A 20,526-nucleotide genomic window follows, 5' to 3' on the forward strand; every position below is an offset into this window, starting at 1 on the left:
AATGCAGGGACCGCATTGGATAAGGTATTTTCATTTGCTGTTACTATGGATAGGACTCCAACAGGTAGTCACAGGACAGGCTGATGCCAAATTTCACGTGGGTATCGAGCAGGATGTGGTCCCCTATGCCACAGGAGGTTATTTTGCCGGTGTCTGGCTGGGTAGAGGCCATTGGAAAACCCGCTTGCTGCATGTCAAGGCGACCAAGCCGGATTTTCTGCTGGCGGATGGCTTTACGGATAATGTGATCAAAGCCTATGCGATCGTGCTGGATTATAATTTGTCCACTTTTTCAAAGGGCTGGTGGCTGGGTGGCGGATTAGTCCGCTGGGATGCGTCGATCCGGTCTGCTCGTGATGGCATAAGTGCAGACTACCGGCTACACCTGGTGCATGGATCGCTGGGATATCATTTTCCATTGAGATATCATTTTTATATCAGCCCCTGGGCAGGCATGCATTTTAAGGTCACCGGACCCGGGGATGTGGCATTCTCCGCGGGCAATTACCGGATACCATTTCTGAATCCGGAGGCATCCATCAAGCTGGGCTGGTTTTTTTGAACGGGAAGGACCGGTCTTTAAGCCGATAAATGGAGGTCTATATCTAATTTTGATACAAAGGGCATCGTGTGGCGATTTCTAATCAATAAATTGGTCATCTAAATAAGCATCAATGAAAAGGCTTCTTCCAATGTTCTTCCTCCTGGTTACCCACTTTTTATTGTCAGGCCAGCAACTGGCTGACCGGATCGATTCGCTGATCAAGCCAGATTTTGACCAGCCGACCGGAATCACCGTTTTGGTAACCCAGCATGGCCAGACACGTTTCGACGGTGCCTATGGGTGGGCTAATGTGGAGCTACAGATTCCAATGCACACGGATGATGTATTCCGCTTGGGGTCGGTGACGAAACAGTTCACGTCGAGTGCTATCCTCCGTCTGGCAGAGCAGGGAAAACTGAACATCCAGGACGATATTCACAAATATTTTCCGGGCTACCCGACCGAAGGGCACACCATTACCATCGAGCACCTGCTGACCCATACGTCCGGTATCCCCAGCTACACGGATCTGCCGGAGTGGACACCGGAAGTGCATAGGAAAGATTTTACCCCCGATGAATTGATCCAGGAATTTAAGCGCGACACCCTGGATTTTGAGCCTGGGTCCCGGTTTAAATACAACAACACCGGCTATTTTATGCTCGGCGCCATCATCGAAAAGGTAAGTGGGATGACCTATGAAGAATACCTGCGGACCCAATTCTGGGAGCCCCTGGGGATGACGCATACCTTCTACGGTTCCAACAGCCCGATCATCCCCAATCGCATCCCGGGGTATGCTAAACAGGGCGACAAACTGATCAATGCTCCATTCCTGAGTATGACGCAGCCTTACGCAGCCGGGTCCCTGCTTTCGACGACCGGTGACCTGGCCATCTGGAACCATGCTGTTTTCTCGGATCAGGTGATCTCTGCAGCGAGTCGCAAAATGGCTCACACACCCTATACGCTGACAGACGGAAGTAAGACGAACTATGGTTACGGCTGGTTTATTGGCAATAAGTGGGATGAAAGGACCATCGAACACAGCGGCGGCATCCATGGCTTTCTGACCCAGAGCAAATATTTCCCGGACCAGGATCTGTATGTGGTGATCCTGTCCAATTGCAATTGTTTTGCACCGGGGGCTCTGGCGGACAAGATCGCCGGTCTGACCCTGGGCAAGTCGCTGGCCAAGCCGGTCATTGAAATTTCGGCTCAAACGATGCAGGATTATGTAGGTGAGTATACATTAGCTCCGGGTTTTATCATCACCATCTTCATTCAGAATGATAAGCTGATGGCGCAGGCGACCAATCAGGCTGCTTTGCAGTTATATGCCACCAAACCGGATTTGTTCTTCATCAAAGAAGTGGAAGCCCAGCTTGAGTTTGTCCGCAAGGAAGGGAAGGTAACGGAGCTGATCTTGCATCAGGGGGGCGCTGCACAGAATGCACCGCGTACCAAATAATGCGGGTGGCGATACCTCTATTGGTTCTCCTGGCGCTCGCGGCTTGCCGCGTAACCGGCCCGGATGAATTGGATTTTTCCAGCTGGGTTCAGCCGGTACCACGTGATGGTATCCTCATGGATTCGGCCTGGTACACCTGGGGCGGTTCGATGGTGCGTGGGTCCGACGGGAGATGTTATCTGTTTTATGCCCGATGGCCCCGCAACAAAGGCTTTCGGGGCTGGCTGGAATTCTCGGAAATTGCTCTCGCCACCGCCGATAACCCCACGGGGCCCTACCATTATCAGGAGACGGTGCTTACCGGGAGGGGCGATGATTACTGGGATGCTACCGCCGCCCATAATCCCCATATCAAGGCATTTGACGGCAAATATTATTTGTATTACATATCCAATCAATACCAGGATCTGGGTATGGATGCCTGGCATAACCGCATCTATACCCAGCGTATTGGCGTGGCCATAGCGGACGACCCATCCGGACCCTGGCAGCGGCTGGATAAGCCCGTGCTGGACTTGCAGCCCGGTAAAGCAGCTCATGGCTACGTGGTAAATCCTTCGGTGGCTGAAGGCCCTGATGGGCAATATTATATGCTGTTTAAGACCCGCCCGGAAGGGTCGGAAAAGGAATACGGCAAGGTATTTACGACGATCCATGCCATGGCCACCGCACCTTCACCCACCGGTCCCTTTACCATTGCCCACCAGCCTGTCTTTACGGAAGGCACCGGCGAGGACCCCTATCTGTGGGTGCAGGACGGGCGTTTTTATGCATTGGTGAAGGATATGTACGGTGAGTTTACCGGCGAGAAATCGTTGGCGCTCTTCACTTCCCCGGATGGTAAATCCTGGCATCCGGCGGCGCATTCCCTGGCGATGCCGCTACGCATCACCTGGGCGGATGGAGGTGTAGACAGCCTCCAGCATCTGGAACGTCCGCAGCTGTGGCTGGACCCGGAACGCCGGCAGGGCGTGTTGTTTTGTGCGGCCAGCTATGCCGATCCTCAGCGGAACAGGGACTGGAACACCTTTAATGTGCAGATCCCATTGCACTGGTAAGTTTATGATGTACCCTTAAATTCTTTATCCACAGAAATCTACGTTATGCCATATTTCTCTAAGGTAGAATCGAGCCCTGTCAAGGAGGGTGGAGTCGAAACCTGGGTCACTTGAAAGTCTTGGTAAAGGCAAGAGTTAAAAGTAAAGAGCGAATTAAAAGTACTTACTCAACAGGTGTTTCAATGACTTGTTCTATGGCAGATTCAACCAGTTGATTGAGAGAAACGCCTAATTCAATAGCTTTTCGGGCGGCAGCCCGGTGTAAGTCTGGTGATATACGGATATTGAATGATCCTTTGTAGGACTTCTCGAGCGGCTTGCCGGTTTGTTTACAGATTTCAATGTAGTCCTCGACCGCTTCCTGAAAGGAGCGTTTCAGCTCATCAACTGTCCTGCCTTCAAAAGTGACCAAATCAGTGATACCTTCGATCTTGCCGTAGAGTACTTCATCCTCAGCACTGAAATCAACTGAACCCAGGTAGTTTTTATATTTTAAAGAATTCTTCATATCACTTTTTCCTTTTTCAGTTCATCGATGATGTAAATTTTTTGGTATCGTTTCAATTCATTACCAGGATGGGGTTGATGTAACCGGATCAAATGTTTTGTGTAGTCGTTAAAGAAAGCTCTTCTTGAACCTGCTGTTTTTCCAGTCTTAATTTCTGAATATCCTAAGAGCCTTAACAGCGTGGCCAACTCCTGGTAGGTCAGAGATCCATTAAGGTTAAGTAGTTTGTTAACAAGTTTATCTTTCCTGGACACAACAATTGCAACTGAATATTAGTTGCAATTTAATGATAATAGTTGAATCTTGAGTCCACTCAATGATACATTAGATTTTGTGTAACCTTTGGTATGGTTTGCATCAACTATCCGGGTCGAGAAGGACATAAGATGGGAGCACAATTAATCGGGGTTTGGTGTAAGCCGCAAATGTTTGTTTTATACCTTGGACTAACTTGAAGCTGAATCATCATGCACATTGAAAATATAGAACCAAAAGCCCAGTTATGAGTCCAAATAAATTCCATACACCTGCATCGCTGGTGCTGATGCTGGCACTCCTCTCAACTTCCTATGGCCTAAGTCAGGATGGCTTGCTGGCATCGGTTTTCCGGAGCAATTCCGATTCACTGTTCCAGCGGGTCGTAGGGCATCCGGACGATTACCGCATTCAGATCATCTACACCCAGATCGACCGGGATGAAAACAATGTACCCCACTGCACCAACCATTATTTTCATGTCGATCCGGACGATTATTTTAACCCGGCGTCAACGGTGAAATTGCCGACCGCCATCTTTTCCCTGGAAAAGATCAATGCACTGAACATCGAAGGCCTTTCAAAATATTCCACTGTGCAATACGAAGCCGGCGAGGCCAGGGAGTCGGCTGTTTTTCAGGACAGCACGGCGGAGAATGGCTTTCCATCGCTTGCCCAGTACATCCGCAAGGCCTTTCTGGTCAGCGAAAACGATCCGTACAACCGCTTTTACCAGTGGGTGACACCGGAAACCATCAACAGGAAATTTCAGCAGCTGGGATTTGCTCACAGCCGCATAACCAGTCAGTTCCTGGGACTGAGTGTCGAGGAAAACCGGCATACCAACCCGGTGCGTTTCCTGGATACGGAAGGCCATATCCTTTACCGGCAGGATGCCGCCTACAACCAGGATTCGTTTGATTTCAGCCAGGAAGTATTCATCGGGGACAAACATTACGACCGGCAGGGGAATCTGCTGGATGGTCCGATCGAATTCACCCGTGCCAATAAGATTGCCCTGGAAGACCTGCAGCAACTATTGCAACGCCTGGTATTTCCCGAGTCGGTAACCCCGGAAAAAAGATACCAGCTCAACCTGGATGACTATGAATATCTGTACCGCTACCTGTCTCAGTATCCATCGGAGACCAACTATCCCAAATACGATGCAGACCAATATTTCGACAGCTATGCCAAGTTCTTCTTCAGGGCGGGCGGTCCGCAGATGCCCCCGAATGTCCGGGTATTTAACAAGGTAGGGTGGGCGTATGGCTTTTTGACGGATGTGTCGTACGTCGTGGATTTTGAGCACCAGACGGAATTTATGCTTACGGCGACGGTTTATGCGAACAGCGACGGAATTCTTAACGATGGCGAATACGATTACGAGACCGTGGGCTGGCCCTTTTTATATCAGCTGGGCCAGACCGTTTACCGGTACGATTTAAACCGGAAGCGTGAATACACGCCGGACTTATCCCGCTTTATGATGCGCTATACCAAGCGTGGTGAGGACGGCCGGCCGGCACTGAAGGACGTGGATAATTAATTGGGTGCACGGAGGGCCGTGGAAATTTACAACGAGAATCCCAGAGATATGGAGGAGGTACATGGAGAGTACCCGGAGTGTGGTGGAAGGATTTATTCCCGCCCTGTTCTGTGGATAACACGATGTATTAGGAATAGGAGCTCTCGAAAAATAGCATTAAATTGGAATTATCAGCCTATTGACCTTTTTTTACCGGACCGCTGGCTGCGTTCAGCCTAAAGCGACAATTCCGGCATATCTGTCCTGGCGGCAGAGCCCTCCGTACTGCCTGCACGAACGCTATCAGGCTGCGGGCATAAACAGGCTGATGATAACGGGAAGCGTCAAGGTCCGTATGGTAGATGATTAAAAAGCGCAATGTTGATACAGGAAATACGTGGATATAAGTAAGTTAGCGGATATTATTAAGACGACATTAGCACATAGACTTGAAATGAAAAAGACTGATTTATTAAATAACGGAATTCCAATTGCTCCTTCATTAAATCCGACTTTGGAGGCGGAAAATTTTGAACCACGACAGGGTGAAAACAAAAAACGACTGCTGACAATTTCTTCGATCGCTTTTCTAATTGCAGTTCTGGTAAGTTTTATAGCCAAATTTCTAATTTATCTTATTGACTTCTTTACAAATATTTCATTCTACGGAAATTTTTCATTCTCCCATTCAACTCCTGCGACAAACTCACTTGGAATTTTTGTTGTTATAATTCCCGCTATCGGAGGAGTAATTGTTGGTTTAATGGCTCTATATGGGTCAAAAGCAATTCGAGGACATGGCATTCCCGAAGCAATGGAACAAATCCTGACAAATCAAAGTAAAATAAAACCAGCGATTACCTATCTAAAACCGCTCTCATCAGCAATATCAATAGGAACAGGCGGACCATTTGGTGCAGAAGGACCAATCATTGCGACAGGTGGAGCATTAGGTTCAACAATTGGACAACTATTAAAAATATCGCACAATGAAAGAAAAATATTGCTTGCGGCAGGTGCGACAGCGGGCATGGCAGCAATTTTTGGTAGTCCTATAGCAGCAATGTTTTTAGCAATAGAATTGTTGCTGTTTGAATTTTCGCCCCGCTCACTTATTCCTGTTGCAATAGCATGTATGGTTGGAGCTGCAGGACATCACCTACTGTTTGGACAAAAGCCTGTTTTCGAAATGGGCAATATAGCAACTCCAAATATTTTTGCACTTGTTACGTGCTGTATCATGGGCATTGTTATTGGGTTATTATCTGTTTTTGTCAGCAAAGCAGTTTATTTTATTGAAGAAGCTTTTGAAAAGCTGCCCATTCATTGGATGTGGTGGCCTGCTATTGGAGGACTTTTAGTTGGGGGAGTAGGTTATTTTGCTCCGCGAACGCTTGGGGTGGGTTACGAAAATATTACAGATGTTCTTTCAGGTAATTTAAGCATGCAGGTTATTTTATCACTTTGCATTTTAAAATTTATTTCATGGGCAATCGCCTTAGGAAGTGGAACATCGGGAGGAACTTTAGCTCCCTTGCTAACTATCGGAGGTGCAACTGGCGCATTATTGGGAATGATTATTCTTTATTTATTTCCTTCATCGGGGATTACAATTCCTTTGGCAGCATTAGTGGGTATGGCAGCCATGTTTGCAGGAGCATCAAGAGCGTTATTGACTTCAATTATTTTTGCACTTGAAACTACTTTTCAATCCAATGCTTTACTTCCGCTTCTTGTAACGTGTGTTGCATCTTATATAGTTTCCTTTTTTCTAATGGAGCATACAATTATGACAGAAAAAATTGCACGAAGAGGTGTTAAAACTCCCCAATCCTATGAACCAGATATGTTAGAGGGAATAACAGTTGAACAAGTAATAACTAACAATGGGATTGTGATAAATGAAGATAACAGCATTAAAGAAGTTCGTGAATGGGTAAACAAAGAACCAAATTTAAAATCAAATTATCTCATTGTCTCAAATAAAGAAGGTGAATATAAAGGGCTATTGAGTTCTTTAGACTTATTCAGTGAAAACAATGGCCTAGATGAAAAAATCGAAATTCTACTAAATCAGCATCGTGTATCTATACAGCTAAATGACACCCTTAGGACTGCTGTTGAAACAATGGCGAAAGAAAATATTGATGTATTACCAGTTCTTGCAACAGGGAATAAAAGCATCATCGGACTTATTAGCTACCACGACATAATAGCAACATACAAGTATGGAATTGACGAACACGAAATGAAGCGACCTCATATTTCATTGAAAAGAAAAGGGCTAAAAATATTACTGCGGGGACAAAAAATAATTCAATTGACAAAGAGAAAAAGTAAATAACATCCGCTAACACGGGTTTTGCGTTAGTGGGCGGACAGTGCAAATATAAACATTTGAGCAATTAATATACGTTGGTGCTGGCAGACAGTTTGCGGTTTCAAAAGCCCACCAACGCAAAGCCCGAAACCGTCAGACTGTGCAATAACCTATAATTATATTTTTTAATGTGATACTTTTTTCGTAAATTAATACTATCACCTACGAACATATATTATGGACTTTGTCGAAGGTCAAGATCGCGAACAAATGTTCATCTCTTCGATCGAACAAATGGTCGACCCAGAAGCTTTTGTTCGTATTATCGATGCTTTTATTGATGTGCTTCCTCTAGAGCAGTTTGATTTCAAAAACCTTGAGTTAAATGAACAGGGTCGCCCACCGTTTCACCCAGGTGTACTCCTCAAACTTTATCTCTATGGCTATCAGAATGGCATCCGGTCCTGCCGTAAACTAGAACATGCCTGTAAGGTCAATCTGGAAGTCATCTGGCTTTTAAAAGGTAGACGACCTCACTATAAGACCATTGCTAATTTCCGCAAGCAGAATGCACTAGCTTTTCGTCAGGTCTTTCGCCATTTTGTTGCCATGCTCAAAGGCTGGAGACTTATTGAGGGCAAAACCATTGCGATCGACTCTTTTAAAGTCCGGGCTCAAAATAGCCTCAAAAACAACTACAATTTGGCCAAAATCCACCGGCACCTGGATTACATCGATGCCAAAATCGATGCTTACTGTGAAGAACTCGATCAAGCTGATGATGACGAAGAAAAAGAGCAGCTGCATGCCAAGATCAACGATCAGATTGACAAGTGGAATCAGTACTGCGAACTTGGAGATGAAATCATCCAATCCGGTAAAGAACAACTGTCCACTACCGATCCCGATGCTCAAGCTGTTATCCTACACCGAAATATTGTCAACGTAGGATATAACATCCAAGCAGCTAGTGATGCTAAACACAAGCTCCTCGCTGCCTTTGATACCGGTGATGTCAATGATACCCATGCCCTCGAATCCATGGTCCTCCAGGTTCAAGAAAACTTGGAAATCACTAAGTTTGATGTACTCGCTGATAAAGGATATCATACCGCCGCCCAGCTAGCAGCCTGTGAAGCCCTCAACGTTACCACTTATGTTTCACCTAAAGCCAACTCAGCCAATATCACCAATCAAGTCTTCCCGGTCGAGGACTTCAAATATCACCCTGGATCCGATACCTATCGTTGCCCCAATGGTTCCATCTTGCGATCCAATGAAATGATCTACCATCGCAAATCTAAAAAGCCCAAACATCCAGCTGCACGTTTTAAACATTACAGAACAGCTGATTGCAAGCATTGCCCCATTCGATCGCAATGCACCAATGCCAGAAATGGCAGAATCATCCAACGAATCGAATTCCAATCTTCTATTGATCGCAACAATAAGCGAGTACATCAAAAACCAGACTACTACCGCCAACGTCAACAAATCATTGAGCATCAATTCGGAACTTTCAAAAGACAATGGGATTTCACTTATGTCCTCATGAAAGGAAAGGATCAAATACTTGGTGAGATCGCACTTCTATTCTCAACCTACAATCTCAGGAGAACTGTTTCTATACTTGGATTTTCGGTATTCCTCAAGCGCCTAAAAGACGCTTTTTTGACTATATTTGATAATATACTGCTGACAGTCTTGATGGTACGCCACATTCAACTTTCATTTTTAACATACCCTCAGCTGCCACAGTTTAGGACAACACAAAAGATAAATTAGATAGGGAGTTGATGCACAGACTCCCGTTAGCGGTAATTATAAAACAACATAATAACAAAAAATGAAACAAATTCTGACATTAACACTTTTATTAATTGGCATCCTGACATTTGGGCAAAGTCAATCTGTATCAATTGACAAGAAGGAAAAGGAACAAGTCATAGATTCCCTGTCAATTCTTCTATCCAACTATTACATTTTCCCTGAAAAGATTCCACCAACCATTTCACTCCTTAAAGTAAATTACAAAAAGGGTGTTTACGATAAGATTAATGACCCGAATGAATTTGCCGACAAACTAACGTTCGATGTTATTTCAATTACGAATGATAAACATTTTCGTATAGCGTTTGACCCAGAAACAGTTGATGAAGAGCGTAAATATAAGGCGAATAGTTCAGCTTCTACATCTGAAAAAGACAGAACAACAAACTTTGGCTTTGACCAAGTTAAAATATTGAATGGCAATATTGGTTATATAAACCTAAAAGGTTTTTACGATCTTTCATATTCTTCAGCACCGCTTAATGCAGCAATGAATTTTGTGGCAAATTCGGACGCTTTAATAATCGATTTGAGAAACAATCACGGTGGAGCATCAGACTTAGGCCCATATTTCTCAGCGTTCTTTTTCAAAGAGCCACAATTACTATACGATTTTTACTCAAGAGAAAATAACAAGACAATACATCAACAATATTGGACTCAAACTTATGTAGATGGAAAGCGACTAATTGATATTCCGATATTTATTCTTACAAGTAATTTTACTTTTTCTGCGGCAGAAGCATTTGCATATAGCCTTCAATCGTTAAATAAAGCAACAATTGTAGGGGAAAATTCAGGTGGTGGAGCACATATGTGGACGGGGAAAATAGTTACCAATAACTTCTATGCTCATATTCCTTTTGCAAGACCCGTTGACCCGAGAACTAAAACAAATTGGGAAATAACTGGAGTGAATCCTGATGTAAAGTGTGATGCAAACCAAGCACTTGTTAACGCACAAATAGAAGCCTTAAAAGTTCTAATGGCAAAAGATTCGGCAAATAGTTCAAACTACCAATGGCATATAGATGGCTTGAAACCGCAGCTTACAGAGTTGAAAATTGATTCTGAGAAGTTAAATACTTATGTTGGAGATTATGGCAGCATAAAAATTTTATTCAATAACAATAAGCTTTATTTTGATTGGCGTGGAACCAAAAGTGAAATGATTCCTTTAGCGACTAATTATTTTATGACTAATGAGTTTAATTTTTTTCGCATTAAAATAGTAGAACAAGACGGGAAAGTAGTTGCATTGAAAATTATCAACGACAATAGTACGGAAAGGGAATTTGCTAAGACAAAATAGAAAAAAACTACCGCTAACAATGTATATAAAAAATAGGCGAAACAGTAATAAACTCAAGGCTTTTGGCTCGTATCAAACTTTGTGCTTAACCGAAAATTTGGTGCTTTGTAACCGCCTACTTTTCATATACTAACCGTTAGCGCGCATATTTTCATGAAACAGATCTCACAAATATTTTTCGGACTGTTGACATTTCTAATGGCATGCAAAGTGGACAAGAAAAATGTGACTGATCAATTCCCAATTCCTGACCCTAGGCTCGTGGACTATGACACGTCAGACATTAACATTAAACGAGCAATTACAAAAACTAAGGACTACTTAGCAATAAAGGAGACAGATGTAAATCTTACCGACTTCTATCTTGATAGTTTATATGTTAAGAGGGACACTATTGTTCTAATGATTAATCACATTGACGCTTATGAGATTTGGCGAGCCATGAAGGAGGATGAAAAAAGACAAAAAGAAATGGAGGCAAGAGGAGACGCGTTAATTGAAATTTATGTTCCACCGACAGGAAATTGGTCTGGACGAGACAGAGCAATTTTATATTTAGTAAAAAAGGACTCTATTATTGATGTTTTGTACCAATAGAAAATACACCACACAACAAAGATGGGTGTTGACAAACTCCTAAGTTAAAAACTGTCTACAAATGACTGCTTTTTCGAATATTATGCTATGCAAGGAGTAAAGAAATATAAGCCAAAGCTCTTCACGAACTTCTTCTTCCCGGATATTCCGCCAGTGGTCGGGTGGGCTATCCGAATGACAATTTCTACAAGGTCCTGAAGAGCAAAATAGATTTAAACTTCAGTTGCAAGGAGACAAAAACGATCTATTCACCTACAGACAAGCCTTCGATGGTTCAGTCGTATTCCCTGCCAGTTCTTCAGGCTGCTTCAACGCTGCTATCGATCCCAACAATAGGTGTCATAAACCAGACCAGGCTACCATCACCAACGTCACCAGGTCAAAGAGCCCGCCCGAACCCGTCCGTTCCGACAGGGGCTGCCGACGTTCAGTCGAGCGGGCATCAATTCGGAACTATAAAAAGGCCATGGGATTTTACTTATGTATTCATAAAAGGGAAGGATCAAATAATTGGTGAGATTGTACTTCTATTCTCAAACTGCACTTTCAGGAGTACTGAGCCTGCCAGATCACTGGCTGGTCTATACTTGGATTTTCAGTACTCCTCAAGCGCCTAAAAGACGCTTTATTGCTTATATTTGATAATATACTACTGACGCGACTAAGGTCGGTCAGTACACGTGCTGACAGCCCTGGTGGTACGCCATATGCGACTTTCATTTTTGACTTACCCTCAGCTGCCACAGTACAGAACAATACAAATGATAAATTATATCAGGAATTGATACTTAAACTCCTGTAAGTAGTGATAAAAAATAATGAAAGACTCAAGAAGACAATTTATTAGAAACTCAGGAATTACATCTATACTGGGAATATTTCCTGGATTATATATTTTAAATAGCGCTGAAATAGGTAACCTCTCATTAAAAGAAGGGTTTGTTTGTCAACCTGAAAATCAAGAGACCTATTTGATTGCTGGTCGACAGGCCCCAGTCACCTTGATGATTAACAAAATAAAGCATGGTATTAATTCAGTGTCATTTTGTAAAGAGGAGATCGTAGAAAATGATTTCATCCCTATTCATAAACATGGAAGAGAGGAAGAAATTATTTATATACAAAATGGTCGCGGCTTATTTATCCTGGGAGAGAAAGAATTTAAAGTTAGTGCTGGAAGCATAGCGTTTGTGCCTAAAAATATTTGGCACGGACTTAAAAATATTGGTAGTGATGTATTAACGATGATTTTTTCTTACTCACCTTCAGGCTTTGAAAATTACTTCAGGGAGATTGGAGTGGCAAAAGGAGAAGAATGGATTGAAAAAACTCCTGAAGAGTATAATGCAATTGACAAGAAATATTCGATTGTTTATAAATATACCCCACCTCGCTGGGAATAGTAGCCACCGTCAATAAAGTGGATAATGGTCAGTCTTTCACATAGTCGGCTCTGTCATATCCACCCACGTTCTATGTATTCGGCGCAGTTAAGGCACATACTTGGCACCTATAAAGGCGCATGGTTGACACTTTTTAAGAGCTTTAATTTGCGCCAATAGGAGGCTAAAATACGCCAGCTCTCGCAAAAATTAATAACGTAACACCTACCATTTGTTTACATCTTCAAAGGAGGCATTTGCCTTTGAAACCAGGGAGATTTAGAGATCGCATCAGGGCGGTACCTCTGAACATGGATGAAGATTTACCATCCGGACCATTCATTGGATCAGCAACAAGACACTTTCCTCCTGCGCGATCAATTCGTGGGTGACTCGTGCCGGGATCCGGACGTAGTCATTTGGTCTGGACAGAATCACTTCCCGGTCGTCTTCCCGGTAAATGGCCTGGCCGGATAGCAGGATCAGCAGTGCATGCGTCTTGCTCTGGTGTTTATTGAGGACGCCCTGGCTTTGGATGCGGATGATGCTGGCGGTGGCTACATCTTTGAGGATAGGACTGACGGCAATGGACTTATCCCGGGCCGTGATTTGATCAAGTAAGTTCATTGGAAATAAGTTTTGTACTGGTTCAGCTGATCGATCAGGGCATGGATGGTTTCCTGGTTTTCAGCAATGGTGGCGTTATCCATTTTACCCAGCAAAGTGTTTACCGGCAGTAAGTAATGATGCAGTTGTTCGTGGGCCTCTCCGGTCATGGTACACTGCTTAAAGATGTCCTGAAACCGGGCGGTTAATCCGGCGTGCAACTGTTGGTAGTGATCCGGGTCGGTGTCGGCAGGATCGAAGGCGTTCAGGAGTATTTGCATCTGTTCGATGCCCTGGGTGGTTTCCGGATTGGCTTCCCAGCGCTGGCCATTGTTTAATACCACGCTTGCGGTAGCTTCAGGATCGCCATGGTTGTGATTCTGACAGGCCAGCAAGGGTAGGAGCAGGATGAAAGCTAAATTTTTAAATTTCATGGTTTATTCGTTTTGGATGAGTTGAATTAAATGGTTGATGTGCTGGTGCCCGGTTGTTTTTAGGTTAAAGGCGCGGCGATTCATCTGCCAGCGCTGTAACAAAAACCGGAAGGACCCCAGCAACATGGACATGATGTCTTCGGCCGGGATAATGCGGGTTATTTGTCCCGCGGATTGTCCGGCCTCTACGAGCTGGGTTAATGTGTTTTGCATTTTGCCAATGATGGTCAGCATCTGCTGGTTAACGGATGAACTGTAGTTGAGGATGCTTTCCGAAAAGGTAGCCGGGATAAACTCCGGATGGTCAATTAAATAATCGAGTTGCCGGCTCAGGATCTGCTGTATTTTATCCAGGGGCGTTGCTTGGTTGTCTTGCAGGATGGGCTTGATGTGGCTGGCCAGGGATTGGTGCAGGGTGTCCAGGAGCCCGGCGAGGATGGCCTCTTTGCTTTCAAAGTGCCGGTAGACTGCAGCTTCAGTAAAACGGACTTCGCGAGCCAGATTTTTGATGGTCAGTCCGCCCAGGCCTTGTTCGTTCAGCAGTGCTCCGGCGGCTTCCAGGATTTCGACTTTCCGGTCTTTCATGGTTCGGGGCATTAACGGGTTTGCGACGCCTGCTTTTTCAGGTTATAAAAAGAGATACCCAGGAGAAATACCGCCATGGTCATGGCTATTGCGCCGATCAGAACAAAGACCGGTGGAGCATCCAGGTAGACCTCGGCCAGGATACCCAGGGGCATGAGCATGCCGGTTATCCCCAGCCAGGACACGAGGCCTGCCCGGGCAATCCGGTCGTGGAAATGTACCAGCAGGAAGCCGATGAGGACGTTCAGCAGCGCAAACAGGTTCCCATGGACGTGAGCCAGCCGCACTTCAAAATGCTTGCCGGAGCCATATTGGGCGATCCACTGGGCTTTATCCGTCGCGAAGTCCCGCAGGTAGATCAGTAAGAAGCCATAGGCCATGAATAAGGCCATAAAGAGGAGGCCTGCCGCTATGTTGTTTTTACCGGACATGACATGTTAGTAAATGTTCACTTACAAATGTAAACTATCTTTTTATTGCGTTTGAATGATTTGAATCATCCTGGGTTCTATGCCGATGTGTATCATGGCTTGGCCAGTCAGCAGATGGGCTGAAAGTCTCTGAGGGTATTGCCCTTATCCGGAAATAGAACAACTGGATGGTGCCATTTGGAATGTCAATGATCTCAATGTACATTTAGGATACTTTGATGTTTAGCAACCTGAAAGAAGAGAACAATTCCTAAAGTTGAAACAATTCCAAGTATCAACGATGTACCCTGAAAGGGTAAAGCAGCTGGCTTTTTACATTCAAATCATCATTATATGCCTAAAACGATCCTTGTTTTACTTGCTTTTTGCTTTCAATGCTCACTTGTACGTGCGCAGACCAAAATTATAGATATGCACATTCATTCCTATTCGGATGCTGACTTTGGTGAACGAGAACCAACGACCGATTACTATGGAATGAAAGGTGCTTCAAATGCAGAAGTACATCGGGTTGAAACTTTTGCAGCTTTTAAAAAATGGAACATTGTTAAAGCCATGGTAAGTGGTAACCCTCAAAGTGTCGAGGAATGGGCTGCAAAGGATGATGATAATCAGGTAATCAGAGGGATATTGATTTTTTCACCTGATGATTATGGCTTGGACAGCATTAAGTTTGAGCAAATGGTCAAGGACGGAAAAATTGAAGTATTTGGAGAAATTGGAGCATATTATAGTGGTACTACGCTAAGCGATCCAATCTGGCAGCCTTATTTACGTATTTGCGAAAGGTATGATGTTCCTGTTGCAGTTCATACAGGGGGAGGCGATCCGGGAGGAACTTATTCATGGTCTCCGAAAGCAAGGCTGATCAAGGGTGATCCCTATTTAATTGAAGATGTATTGGTGAAATATCCGAAGCTGAGGATTTATTTGATGCATAACGGTGGAGAAGAGTGGCACGAACATGCTTTGCGACTTATGGCCTATTATCCCCAATTATATACGGATATCGCGGTTATGCTTTGGGTTGAGCCCAATACTCAGCGAACGGTAACAGAATTTCTGATGAACGCAAAACATTCGGGTTATTTAGACCGGGTGATGTTTGGGTCAGACCAAATGGTATGGCCATATGCTATTGAAAAATCAATTAATTTTCTTAATAGTCTGGATTTCCTTACAGCAAAAGAAAAAGAAGGTATTTTTTATGATAATGCAGCTCGATTTTTAAAATTGAAATAAATGGGCCTGACGAAATTGCGAGTACTTAGCATTCTGGTTTTAGGACTGATGACAATCCTGATTTCGTGTGACAAGAAAAGCGAGTTTCAAATTAGCATTGAAGCCAATAGAACAAATTACGACACGCTATTCATTCAGGAATTAATTACAGGCAGAACATTGGCTAAAGTCCCATTGCGTCAATTGGATAAGGGTTACGCCTTCAATATAGATGAAGCTACACTTGGACAACTTTCAGTAGTTGGCGCCGGAACTACTTATTTGACAATTGGAAGTAACCTTGGGCGAATAACCAGAATACCATGGTGCATATGAAAAAGTGTATTTGATGAATTATAAGGCTAATCTCAGCCTGCATCCCTGGTGGATTCAGGGGATTTTATTATTGTATTTGCTCCTTGGTCTGCCATTGATTGTTTCGTTAGTGCTGCTGATTATTGGATACAACGTACCAATCAGTTTGTACGGAATTACATCTGTTGAGGGGAGTTCGATATTAGATGTCTTGCTTATAATTTTGGTTGGATTAAAGTTGCTCGTTGGATATTTGTCATTAACCGGAAATAATTACGCCAAACAGTTTGCCATAATAGATGGATCTATTGGTATTTTGTGTTGTTTATTTACTGGGTTTATCTGGCCATTTATTGAAGGGGATCAGTCTGTGGACCTGGTCTTTCGCCTTGAGATGATTGTGCTGATACCTTACGTAGTTTATTTCGTCCGCTTTAAATCAAAGCAATGAAAAGCCTAAAATAGCCTCATGAGTTTCAAAGGGCCGATATTGTTTCAAGCAAGTAAATGAGGATGCAATTTGCACAAATGGAGGCTGAAATATACCTATTTTCTGATTTCGGCAGGAAGAATGAGATCAGGCAAGGCTATCGGCCCAATTTGGTGATAGGATTTTTACCTGAGTCCCTGCCTGAATTATGGATCGGGGATCAATATTATTATTCGAAGCAAGACTCGGGTTCAATTAAGAATATGGATGTTGAATTAAACTCCGATTTGATTGTTTTCCCGGGTGAGCGTGCAAAAGTTACCTTTCTGGTTAACCTGATTAGAGTACATTATGTAGGTGATTTATTGTCGGTGCCCGGTACTGCATTCCTTATTCGCGAAGGGGCAAGAGTTGTTGGAACGGGTATTATCAATGCGTTCCAATTTTAAGGGCTATTCAGACGGACTTTACTTGTAAAATTCCTTAAGGGGCCTTTAGCGGCCATGCCCACCAGCCAGCCAGAGCTGACCAAGCTGACTTCGGCGGGAATTGTGTATGCAGATGTCCTACAAACTGAGGGGTTAAGTCTTGTTTCCATTTGCCCTGCAAATAACGTTAAGCGCATCCAGCTTTTGTATTGTGACCTCAGGGATCAATTCGCGCTCATGGGCGAGTTCTTTACAAAGCAATTCGATCTCAGGGATTAAAACTATAGGTGGGTGTTTCTTTGCCTCAAAAATAACTTGCTCTTTGCATGTATTGCTTGCCTGGAGTATGTTGTTTTTTGACTTTCATGGTCGATAATTTCTTAAATAATGCCTGAAAAAATGCCGACGTAATAAAGACCGGCCAATACAAAAACACTCCCCGTCACATAGCGCATAACCCGTTCTATTTGGGTGATCCTTTGAAAAGTGCCGCTGACCAGGTGGGTCGCATACGCCAACAGGTAGGTGAATAAAACCACTGGCAATCCGGTACCCAGTGCAAATACCAGGGGTAAATACAATCCCGAGGCGCTGGAGATGGTCATAGGGATCAGCATGCCGAAATACAGAGCTCCGCTGTACGGACAGAATGCCAGGGCGAAAATGATCCCCAGAATAAAGGAGCCCCATAATCCCTGCCCACGCAAACGCCCGGAAAATTGGTCCAGAAAATTTGTTTTGCCCAGGAAATTCAGCCGGATCACATTCAGCATGATCAACCCGATAATGATCAGGAGCGGGCCAAGACATTTTTCACCATTTTGCTGAAACAGCCGGGCGATATGGAATTTGCTGGCGCCGAAATACAGGATCAATCCAATGACCGTATAGCTGAAAGCCCTGCCCAATGAATACAAAATACCACTGAGTAATACCTTTTTACTGGAGGCAATATTTTTGGCAATGTAAGCAGTGGCGGTAATGTTTGTTGCCAGAGGGCAGGGGCTGATGGCGGTCATCAGGCCAAGGATAAGGGCTGATAATACCGGGAAATTTTGACTGTCAAGTAGCGATTGTAAAAAATCCATTACAATGCTTTGAGTTGTTCCTCGATTTTCTGTTTTAATTCAGCAGAAAATGCCTCCTGATCCCGGCCCTTTTCAAAGGCAAAATTGGTCAGATCAATATGTTGTTCCTGGCCATCTTTTATTACATTGATAAACAGGGAGGTGCCTGCTGCTTCAAATTTTTCAGCGAGGGCATAGTTTTTCTCTTCATCCACATTCACTGTTTTAAATAGGAGCTTGCCGGATTTAAGCGCATCCTGGAAATACGTGTCCACGGTGTATTTAGAATTGGCTTCAATGGCCATACACGTTTCACAGCGGTGTGTGCCATAAAAATCAATCAATTCGATGCGGGTGGCCGCGATATTTGCAGCGGATGAGGTGCTGTTGCTTTGTCCTGAACTGCAGCTCATGGCCAGCATAAAAACAAACGGAAATACTAGAAATGCTTTCATGTTGTTGTGTTTTTTAAAGAATGATGTTAAACAGATATCCGGACAGGATGATGCACAGCGTCACCACCCCGAAGAATATTCCAATCAATTTGATGGTCATTACTTTTTTCAATAACATCCCCTCCGGTATGGAGAGCCCAACGACAGCCATCATAAAAGCCAGCGCGGTACCAACCGGAATCCCTTTGCTTACCAATACCTGTACGATGGGGATGACTCCACTGGCATTGGAATACATGGGGACCGCCAAAAGAGTGGCCAGCGGAACGGCGAATAATTGACCTTTGGCGAGATAGCGCTCAAAAAAGCCTTCCGGAATGTATCCATGCATCAAACCTCCGATGGCAATTCCAGCCACGACGTAAGGTAAAACGCCCCGGAGGATCTTGACGACATCGGCCCAGATCCCCGGCAGCCGCTCCCGGAGGGTCACCGGCTTGGCCTGCCAATGCTTTTCTTCTTTTTGGCTTTGATCCAGTACATCCTGAACCCATGGAGTGAGGTATCGTTCCAGCCGTAACCTGCTCAAGATGAATCCGGAGGTCATACCCAGGATGATCCCGCTGACAACATAAATTGCCGTGACCCTTAACCCGAACAACCCGACGAATAATCCGATGGCCACTTCATTGACCAGAGGAGAGGTGATCAGAAAGGCGAAGGTCACTCCCAGCGGTATTCCGCCTTTTACAAAACCGATGAAAAGTGGTACCGAAGAGCAGGAACAGAAAGGGGTGACAACACCAAATAGCGATGCCATCAGGTATTCGAAACCATAAAAACGGTTGCGCGAAAGATAGTTTCTGACTTTTTCTACGGGGAAATAACTGTTTACGATGCCCATGAAAAAGATTACGAAGGTCAGTAGCAGCAGGATCTTTACGCTGTCGTAAATAAAGAAGTTCAGGGCATCCGCCAGATGATTCCCGGGCTCGAGGTGAAGCCACCGGTAGGTGATCCCATCCGCTATTTTTTGTAACCAGTCAAACATGGTCCAGACAGGTTTGATTTACCTGGACAAGAGGTCCAGTATCTCGGGTTTGGTGGGTATGCGGCCGGCCAGGACCACTTTTTCATTGACCACTACCGCCGGGGTTGATAGGATATCATATCGCATGATCTCCATGATATCTTCCACCTTCTCGACCGCAACATCTGCTCCGGATTCTGCGACCACTTCTTTGACCAGGGCAATGGTCTTTTGACATTTAGGGCAACCTGTGCCAAGAATTTTCACCTGTTTCATGGTGTCTAATATTTTATATCGTTCATCGTCTATGAACGATTTATAGATGTAAAAAAAACTATTCAAAAAATGCGGCAAACAGCAATTTTGCCTTCCGCCAGTTTTCCTGATTGATGCAATATTTGGTTTTGGGGGGATTGATCTCACCCTGGATCAGCCCGGCATTCTTCAGTTCCTTCAGGTGCTGGGAAATGGTCGATTGGGCGATAGGCAATACCTCCACCAGGTCCCCGGTAAAACAACAGCTCTGCGAGCTGAGCAGTCGGAGTATTTCCAGACGGGTCGGGTGGGCCAGCGCCTTGGCAAAGCGTGCCATTTCCTCCTGGAAATTGTCCGTAATGACTTGTTCGGCGAGGACTTTCATGACAAATCCAATCGTTCATCGCAAATCTACGATTTATTTTAATTGCAGGTTCATTTTTTTCAGGAAGGAGTCTTCGGGCATTAAATTGGTCGAAATTTGATGCCGTAGTCCACGTTTAACCGGTTACCTGATCTTTTGT

General features: G+C 44.3%; 22 protein-coding genes. 12 read left to right on the forward strand and 10 right to left on the reverse strand.

Going from position 1 to position 20,526, the window contains the following annotated elements:
* Position 1 precedes the first annotated feature (1 nt).
* The 3 genes from H6570_02400 (at position 2) to H6570_02410 (ending at position 3,073) form a co-directional block, all read left to right on the forward strand.
* Positions 2-562, forward strand: a complete 561-nt coding sequence (locus H6570_02400; GenBank protein MCB9318105.1) for a hypothetical protein — start codon at positions 2-4, stop codon at positions 560-562.
* Positions 563-674: 112 nt separating this feature from the next.
* The gene (locus H6570_02405) at positions 675-2,015 is read left to right on the forward strand and encodes a serine hydrolase (GenBank protein MCB9318106.1); all 1,341 of its coding nucleotides are present in this window, start codon (positions 675-677) and stop codon (positions 2,013-2,015) included.
* 5 nt (positions 2,016-2,020) lie between these two features.
* Complete coding sequence (locus tag H6570_02410; protein MCB9318107.1) at positions 2,021-3,073, forward strand: family 43 glycosylhydrolase; 1,053 nt, start codon at positions 2,021-2,023, stop codon at positions 3,071-3,073.
* 163 nt (positions 3,074-3,236) lie between these two features.
* Here the strand turns inward: H6570_02410 and H6570_02415 are convergent, their stop codons facing one another.
* Complete coding sequence (locus H6570_02415) at positions 3,237-3,581, reverse strand: type II toxin-antitoxin system HicB family antitoxin (protein MCB9318108.1); 345 nt, start codon at positions 3,579-3,581, stop codon at positions 3,237-3,239.
* A 502-nt stretch (positions 3,582-4,083) separates the two neighbouring features.
* On the opposite strand from H6570_02415, the gene H6570_02420 reads away from it, so the two are divergent.
* The 6 genes from H6570_02420 (at position 4,084) to H6570_02445 (ending at position 12,826) form a co-directional block, all read left to right on the forward strand.
* On the forward strand, positions 4,084-5,385 hold the full coding sequence (locus tag H6570_02420; GenBank protein ID MCB9318109.1) for a serine hydrolase: 1,302 nt from the start codon (positions 4,084-4,086) through the stop codon (positions 5,383-5,385).
* A 433-nt stretch (positions 5,386-5,818) separates the two neighbouring features.
* Positions 5,819-7,708 carry a chloride channel protein gene (locus tag H6570_02425; GenBank protein ID MCB9318110.1) on the forward strand — a complete coding sequence of 630 codons (1,890 nt, stop codon included), beginning with the start codon at positions 5,819-5,821 and terminating at the stop codon, positions 7,706-7,708.
* 213 nt (positions 7,709-7,921) lie between these two features.
* Positions 7,922-9,469, forward strand: coding sequence for an IS1182 family transposase (locus H6570_02430; protein ID MCB9318111.1), 1,548 nt, complete (start codon positions 7,922-7,924; stop codon positions 9,467-9,469).
* A 61-nt stretch (positions 9,470-9,530) separates the two neighbouring features.
* Positions 9,531-10,826, forward strand: coding sequence for a S41 family peptidase (locus tag H6570_02435; GenBank protein ID MCB9318112.1), 1,296 nt, complete (start codon positions 9,531-9,533; stop codon positions 10,824-10,826).
* Positions 10,827-11,036: 210 nt separating this feature from the next.
* Positions 11,037-11,423, forward strand: coding sequence for a hypothetical protein (locus tag H6570_02440; protein MCB9318113.1), 387 nt, complete (start codon positions 11,037-11,039; stop codon positions 11,421-11,423).
* An 818-nt stretch (positions 11,424-12,241) separates the two neighbouring features.
* A complete protein-coding gene (locus H6570_02445; GenBank protein ID MCB9318114.1) occupies positions 12,242-12,826 on the forward strand; it encodes a cupin domain-containing protein in 585 nt (194 codons plus the stop codon).
* A gap of 318 nt (positions 12,827-13,144) precedes the next feature.
* Here H6570_02445 and H6570_02450 read toward each other — a convergent pair whose 3' ends face one another.
* Genes H6570_02450 through H6570_02465 form a run of 4 tightly spaced genes read right to left on the reverse strand, consistent with a single transcriptional unit; the run spans position 13,145 to position 14,861 of the window.
* Positions 13,145-13,432: a hypothetical protein gene (locus tag H6570_02450; GenBank protein ID MCB9318115.1), complete on the reverse strand. Its 288-nt coding sequence runs from the start codon at positions 13,430-13,432 to the stop codon at positions 13,145-13,147.
* The gene (locus H6570_02455; GenBank protein ID MCB9318116.1) at positions 13,429-13,845 is read right to left on the reverse strand and encodes a hypothetical protein; all 417 of its coding nucleotides are present in this window, start codon (positions 13,843-13,845) and stop codon (positions 13,429-13,431) included. Before H6570_02455 ends, H6570_02450 begins: the two co-directional genes overlap by 4 nt.
* A 3-nt stretch (positions 13,846-13,848) precedes the next feature.
* A complete protein-coding gene (locus tag H6570_02460) occupies positions 13,849-14,430 on the reverse strand; it encodes a TetR/AcrR family transcriptional regulator (GenBank protein MCB9318117.1) in 582 nt (193 codons plus the stop codon).
* Between the two features lie 11 nt (positions 14,431-14,441).
* Positions 14,442-14,861 carry a hypothetical protein gene (locus H6570_02465; protein MCB9318118.1) on the reverse strand — a complete coding sequence of 140 codons (420 nt, stop codon included), beginning with the start codon at positions 14,859-14,861 and terminating at the stop codon, positions 14,442-14,444.
* 333 nt (positions 14,862-15,194) lie between these two features.
* Here H6570_02465 and H6570_02470 point away from each other — a divergent pair, with 333 nt between their 5' ends.
* The 3 genes from H6570_02470 (at position 15,195) to H6570_02480 (ending at position 17,276) form a co-directional block, all read left to right on the forward strand.
* Positions 15,195-16,103, forward strand: a complete 909-nt coding sequence (locus H6570_02470) for an amidohydrolase (GenBank protein ID MCB9318119.1) — start codon at positions 15,195-15,197, stop codon at positions 16,101-16,103.
* A 328-nt stretch (positions 16,104-16,431) separates the two neighbouring features.
* Positions 16,432-16,848 carry a hypothetical protein gene (locus H6570_02475; protein ID MCB9318120.1) on the forward strand — a complete coding sequence of 139 codons (417 nt, stop codon included), beginning with the start codon at positions 16,432-16,434 and terminating at the stop codon, positions 16,846-16,848.
* 62 nt (positions 16,849-16,910) lie between these two features.
* Positions 16,911-17,276 (forward strand): hypothetical protein, encoded by a 366-nt coding sequence (locus H6570_02480; GenBank protein MCB9318121.1) that lies wholly within the window; start codon positions 16,911-16,913, stop codon positions 17,274-17,276.
* Positions 17,277-17,635: 359 nt separating this feature from the next.
* Here H6570_02480 and H6570_02485 read toward each other — a convergent pair whose 3' ends face one another.
* From H6570_02485 to H6570_02505, 5 genes are read right to left on the reverse strand one after another with little or no spacing between them, the layout of a single operon-like run.
* Positions 17,636-18,343 (reverse strand): sulfite exporter TauE/SafE family protein, encoded by a 708-nt coding sequence (locus tag H6570_02485; protein ID MCB9318122.1) that lies wholly within the window; start codon positions 18,341-18,343, stop codon positions 17,636-17,638.
* Positions 18,343-18,777: a hypothetical protein gene (locus H6570_02490; GenBank protein MCB9318123.1), complete on the reverse strand. Its 435-nt coding sequence runs from the start codon at positions 18,775-18,777 to the stop codon at positions 18,343-18,345. Before H6570_02490 ends, H6570_02485 begins: the two co-directional genes overlap by 1 nt.
* A gap of 13 nt (positions 18,778-18,790) precedes the next feature.
* Positions 18,791-19,768: a permease gene (locus H6570_02495; GenBank protein ID MCB9318124.1), complete on the reverse strand. Its 978-nt coding sequence runs from the start codon at positions 19,766-19,768 to the stop codon at positions 18,791-18,793.
* Between the two features lie 18 nt (positions 19,769-19,786).
* Positions 19,787-20,023, reverse strand: coding sequence for a TM0996/MTH895 family glutaredoxin-like protein (locus tag H6570_02500; protein ID MCB9318125.1), 237 nt, complete (start codon positions 20,021-20,023; stop codon positions 19,787-19,789).
* A gap of 58 nt (positions 20,024-20,081) precedes the next feature.
* Positions 20,082-20,387 (reverse strand): winged helix-turn-helix transcriptional regulator, encoded by a 306-nt coding sequence (locus tag H6570_02505; protein MCB9318126.1) that lies wholly within the window; start codon positions 20,385-20,387, stop codon positions 20,082-20,084.
* Between the last annotated feature and the right edge of the window lie 139 nt (positions 20,388-20,526).

The sequence above is a fragment of the Lewinellaceae bacterium genome (genome assembly GCA_020636135.1).
GTDB lineage: Bacteria > Bacteroidota > Bacteroidia > Chitinophagales > Saprospiraceae > JAGQXC01.

What these genes read in the sequence shown, in the direction of transcription:
- H6570_02420 (MCB9318109.1), top strand. Translation starts at nt 4,084, where the DNA reads ATGAGTCCAAATAAATTCCATACACCTGCATCGCTGGTGCTGATGCTG.
- H6570_02495 (MCB9318124.1), bottom strand. Translation starts at nt 19,768, where the DNA reads ATGTTTGACTGGTTACAAAAAATAGCGGATGGGATCACCTACCGGTGG.
- H6570_02430 (MCB9318111.1), top strand. Translation starts at nt 7,922, where the DNA reads ATGGACTTTGTCGAAGGTCAAGATCGCGAACAAATGTTCATCTCTTCG.
- H6570_02475 (MCB9318120.1), top strand. Translation starts at nt 16,432, where the DNA reads ATGAATTATAAGGCTAATCTCAGCCTGCATCCCTGGTGGATTCAGGGG.
- H6570_02480 (MCB9318121.1), top strand. Translation starts at nt 16,911, where the DNA reads ATGCAATTTGCACAAATGGAGGCTGAAATATACCTATTTTCTGATTTC.
- H6570_02500 (MCB9318125.1), bottom strand. Translation starts at nt 20,023, where the DNA reads ATGAAACAGGTGAAAATTCTTGGCACAGGTTGCCCTAAATGTCAAAAG.
- H6570_02485 (MCB9318122.1), bottom strand. Translation starts at nt 18,343, where the DNA reads ATGGATTTTTTACAATCGCTACTTGACAGTCAAAATTTCCCGGTATTA.
- H6570_02400 (MCB9318105.1), top strand. Translation starts at nt 2, where the DNA reads ATGCAGGGACCGCATTGGATAAGGTATTTTCATTTGCTGTTACTATGG.
- H6570_02505 (MCB9318126.1), bottom strand. Translation starts at nt 20,387, where the DNA reads ATGAAAGTCCTCGCCGAACAAGTCATTACGGACAATTTCCAGGAGGAA.
- H6570_02435 (MCB9318112.1), top strand. Translation starts at nt 9,531, where the DNA reads ATGAAACAAATTCTGACATTAACACTTTTATTAATTGGCATCCTGACA.
- H6570_02470 (MCB9318119.1), top strand. Translation starts at nt 15,195, where the DNA reads ATGCCTAAAACGATCCTTGTTTTACTTGCTTTTTGCTTTCAATGCTCA.
- H6570_02405 (MCB9318106.1), top strand. Translation starts at nt 675, where the DNA reads ATGAAAAGGCTTCTTCCAATGTTCTTCCTCCTGGTTACCCACTTTTTA.
- H6570_02465 (MCB9318118.1), bottom strand. Translation starts at nt 14,861, where the DNA reads ATGTCCGGTAAAAACAACATAGCGGCAGGCCTCCTCTTTATGGCCTTA.
- H6570_02445 (MCB9318114.1), top strand. Translation starts at nt 12,242, where the DNA reads ATGAAAGACTCAAGAAGACAATTTATTAGAAACTCAGGAATTACATCT.
- H6570_02415 (MCB9318108.1), bottom strand. Translation starts at nt 3,581, where the DNA reads ATGAAGAATTCTTTAAAATATAAAAACTACCTGGGTTCAGTTGATTTC.
- H6570_02425 (MCB9318110.1), top strand. Translation starts at nt 5,819, where the DNA reads ATGAAAAAGACTGATTTATTAAATAACGGAATTCCAATTGCTCCTTCA.
- H6570_02455 (MCB9318116.1), bottom strand. Translation starts at nt 13,845, where the DNA reads ATGAAATTTAAAAATTTAGCTTTCATCCTGCTCCTACCCTTGCTGGCC.
- H6570_02460 (MCB9318117.1), bottom strand. Translation starts at nt 14,430, where the DNA reads ATGAAAGACCGGAAAGTCGAAATCCTGGAAGCCGCCGGAGCACTGCTG.
- H6570_02490 (MCB9318123.1), bottom strand. Translation starts at nt 18,777, where the DNA reads ATGAAAGCATTTCTAGTATTTCCGTTTGTTTTTATGCTGGCCATGAGC.
- H6570_02450 (MCB9318115.1), bottom strand. Translation starts at nt 13,432, where the DNA reads ATGAACTTACTTGATCAAATCACGGCCCGGGATAAGTCCATTGCCGTC.